We start from the raw sequence: 2,309 nt of genomic DNA on the forward strand, positions 1-2,309 counted from the left end.
CCGAGACGGCTTTCGAGGGCCGCGAGGGAGGGGGGAAGGGTAGCCATTGTCGAGCACGCTCCTTCGGAAACAGATGGGGCCGCCGCGCATGAGTGCAACATGATGCCGCGCTCTCTCGCGACGCACACGAAAGCTGCGAGCCGCGAGCCGCGAGCCGCGAGCGCTCGTCCCCGCCATACACGGGGCCAGGGACGAGCGGGACGCAACCTCGAGGGGGTGGTTACGCCTTGGTGATGCGAACCGCTCCGCCGTGCTCGATGAGGTCGACGGTGCCGTCTTCCTGGTCGACCGCGAGGGGCATGGCCTGGACGGCGGCGAAGGTCGACACGAGGGAGCGGTCGGCGGCGACGTTGCTGTCGTAGTCCACGACGTGGCGGACGGCGAACGAACGGCTACCGTTCTCGACGAGCGGCGTGGTCAGGGATGCGCCGTGCGCGGCACCTTGCGGCACCTCGGGCGCGCGGACCACGAGGGAGAACGCCTGCGGCACGAAGGCGACAAGGTCTTGCGCGTCGAGGCGCGTACTCTCGATGACCTCGAAGCCGCGCATCTTGCCGTCGGCGTCGAAGCCCTGGCCGGTCGGTGCGTCGAGGAGGTCGGCGTAGACGTCAGATCCGACGGCGGCCACGAGGCGCGAGTCGCCGGTGACGCCGTTGTCGCGGAGACGACGCCGCGCGGCGGTGAAGGCCTTAGCCGGGGTGGCTGCGGCGTAGGTGATGCCGGAGGCGGCGGGCGTCGCGGAGAGTTCCGCGGCTACGAGGGCCTCGATCTTCGCGGCGATTGCCCGCGTCTGCGGCTTGAGTACCTGACGCGAGAAGTCGGCGATGTTGAGGCTGAGGTCGCCCTCAGACAGGATCGCCAGGTTATAGAGGTGATCTTCGAGGGTGACCTCGATGAACTGCTCCGAGAGCTCGTCCGCGACGAGCGCGGTCGTCTTGTCGTTGATCGGCTTCGAGCGCGTCGGGATCGCCGCCGGGACGGGAATGCGTACGGTAGCGCCCTGTCCACGGGTGAAGCCCGAGGCGGCGTCCGTGGAGATGAGGTTGGCGAGGTTGAAGTCCTTGCCTACGAAGAGCGCGGCGACGGTAGCGAGCTGCTTGATATCGAGGTTGAAGGCGTTAGCCATGAGAGGCTCCTTGAGAGCGCGAGGCGCGGGAATGCGCCGGATGGAATAGGGGTGGGAGCCGCGTCTCGCGGTGGGCGACGCCCTAGGGCCTGCCGTAGGGGTCGGGGATGGCCCACGGCCGCTCGAGCTCTCTGCGCGCGCCTGGCGCGCCAAGAGCTACGGGGGGTGGCCGTGGGCCCGGGGATGCGCCAGAAAGCGCTGAGAACGGCTCTCCGCATCGCGAACGAGGAGAGCCGGTGCTCGGGATACCGGGTGCGCTAGCTAGGCGCGGTGCGGTCACGCGAGCGACGCGCCTAGGCGCGACAGGGGAAGCCGCCCCGAGGGACTCACGCCTCGGAGCGGTAGTCAGTGGCAGCTACGCGGGGGTCACGGTGGGCTGCAGGCGCATCCACGCGAGGGCCGTGTGAGAGTCCACACGGGTGACCTCAGCGAGCAGCGCGTTGCGGGTCTCGCGATCTATAGCGAGCAGGCCACGAGCGATAGCCCGAGACGTGCCCAAAGCGGCCGCGATGCGGCCGGGACGGGGGTCGGGGTCGGGGTAATCCACGGTGCCTCCTGGCGCAAAATTGGGGCGGCCCCCGTGCTCACTCCGCTAGGAGCAGGCCGGGGGCCGTCAGGGTGCCTCGCCCCCGCCGAGGGGGAGACTCCGGCGTGGGGCCGGGGTAGCGGGAAAGGGCGCGGCGTCGGCGCGCGTGATGAAGCCCTCTATCTATAGAAGTTGGTGCCTGTTTCGGTTACGCGACGAGGGCCGCGAGGATTGCGTCAGCGCGGGCGTTGCCGACCTCGCGAGCGCCGGCGATGTCGACGTCTTCGGGGTCGAAGATGCCGAGGACGCGGGCCGACGCGAGGACGGCGCGCACGGCGTCTCGGACGCATGCCTCACGGATGCGCGCGGCCTCTTCCGAGGCGTAGGAGGCTTGCCGGTGCTGCGCCGGGTCGGAGTCCCAGACCGTGCGGCCTCGGCGGTCGGCGCGCACTGTGGCGTAGCCGAGGTCGCCGAGGGACGGTTTGCGTCCTTCTTCGCCGTCGGACGTGAAGAGGTCGACGGGGGAGGCGATGCCCGCTCGGCGCCCTTCATAGGCGTCTGCTCTCGCCGATGCGCTCGCGGCGAGGCCCGCCCGAATGCGGTCGGCGTCAGCCGAGGTCATCGGACTCTAGAGGATCCCCGGGACCGAGCTCGAAT

The 2,309-nt window shown here is 70.0% G+C and carries 3 protein-coding genes; all 3 read right to left on the minus strand.

The genetic code is table 11. From position 1 onward, the window contains the following. Window positions 1-220: 220 nt before the first annotated feature. Window positions 221-1,126 carry a P22 phage major capsid protein family protein gene (locus tag I5I_RS12480; protein WP_036320168.1) on the minus strand — a complete coding sequence of 302 codons (906 nt, stop codon included), beginning with the start codon at window positions 1,124-1,126 and terminating at the stop codon, window positions 221-223. Window positions 1,127-1,481: 355 nt separating this feature from the next. Then, complete coding sequence (locus tag I5I_RS12485; protein ID WP_036320171.1) at window positions 1,482-1,673, minus strand: hypothetical protein; 192 nt, start codon at window positions 1,671-1,673, stop codon at window positions 1,482-1,484. A gap of 187 nt (window positions 1,674-1,860) precedes the next feature. Further along, on the minus strand, window positions 1,861-2,274 hold the full coding sequence (locus I5I_RS17190; RefSeq protein ID WP_036320174.1) for a hypothetical protein: 414 nt from the start codon (window positions 2,272-2,274) through the stop codon (window positions 1,861-1,863). Window positions 2,275-2,309: the final 35 nt, after the last annotated feature.

Origin of the sequence: Microbacterium sp. B24 (assembly GCF_000333415.1) — a bacterium.
Taxonomy (GTDB): Bacteria; Actinomycetota; Actinomycetes; order Actinomycetales; family Microbacteriaceae; genus Microbacterium.

Bases quoted from the DNA above. Each gene is read 5' to 3' on its own strand.
- I5I_RS17190 (WP_036320174.1), bottom strand. From the start codon at position 2,274: ATGACCTCGGCTGACGCCGACCGCATTCGGGCGGGCCTCGCCGCGAGC.
- I5I_RS12480 (WP_036320168.1), bottom strand. From the start codon at position 1,126: ATGGCTAACGCCTTCAACCTCGATATCAAGCAGCTCGCTACCGTCGCC.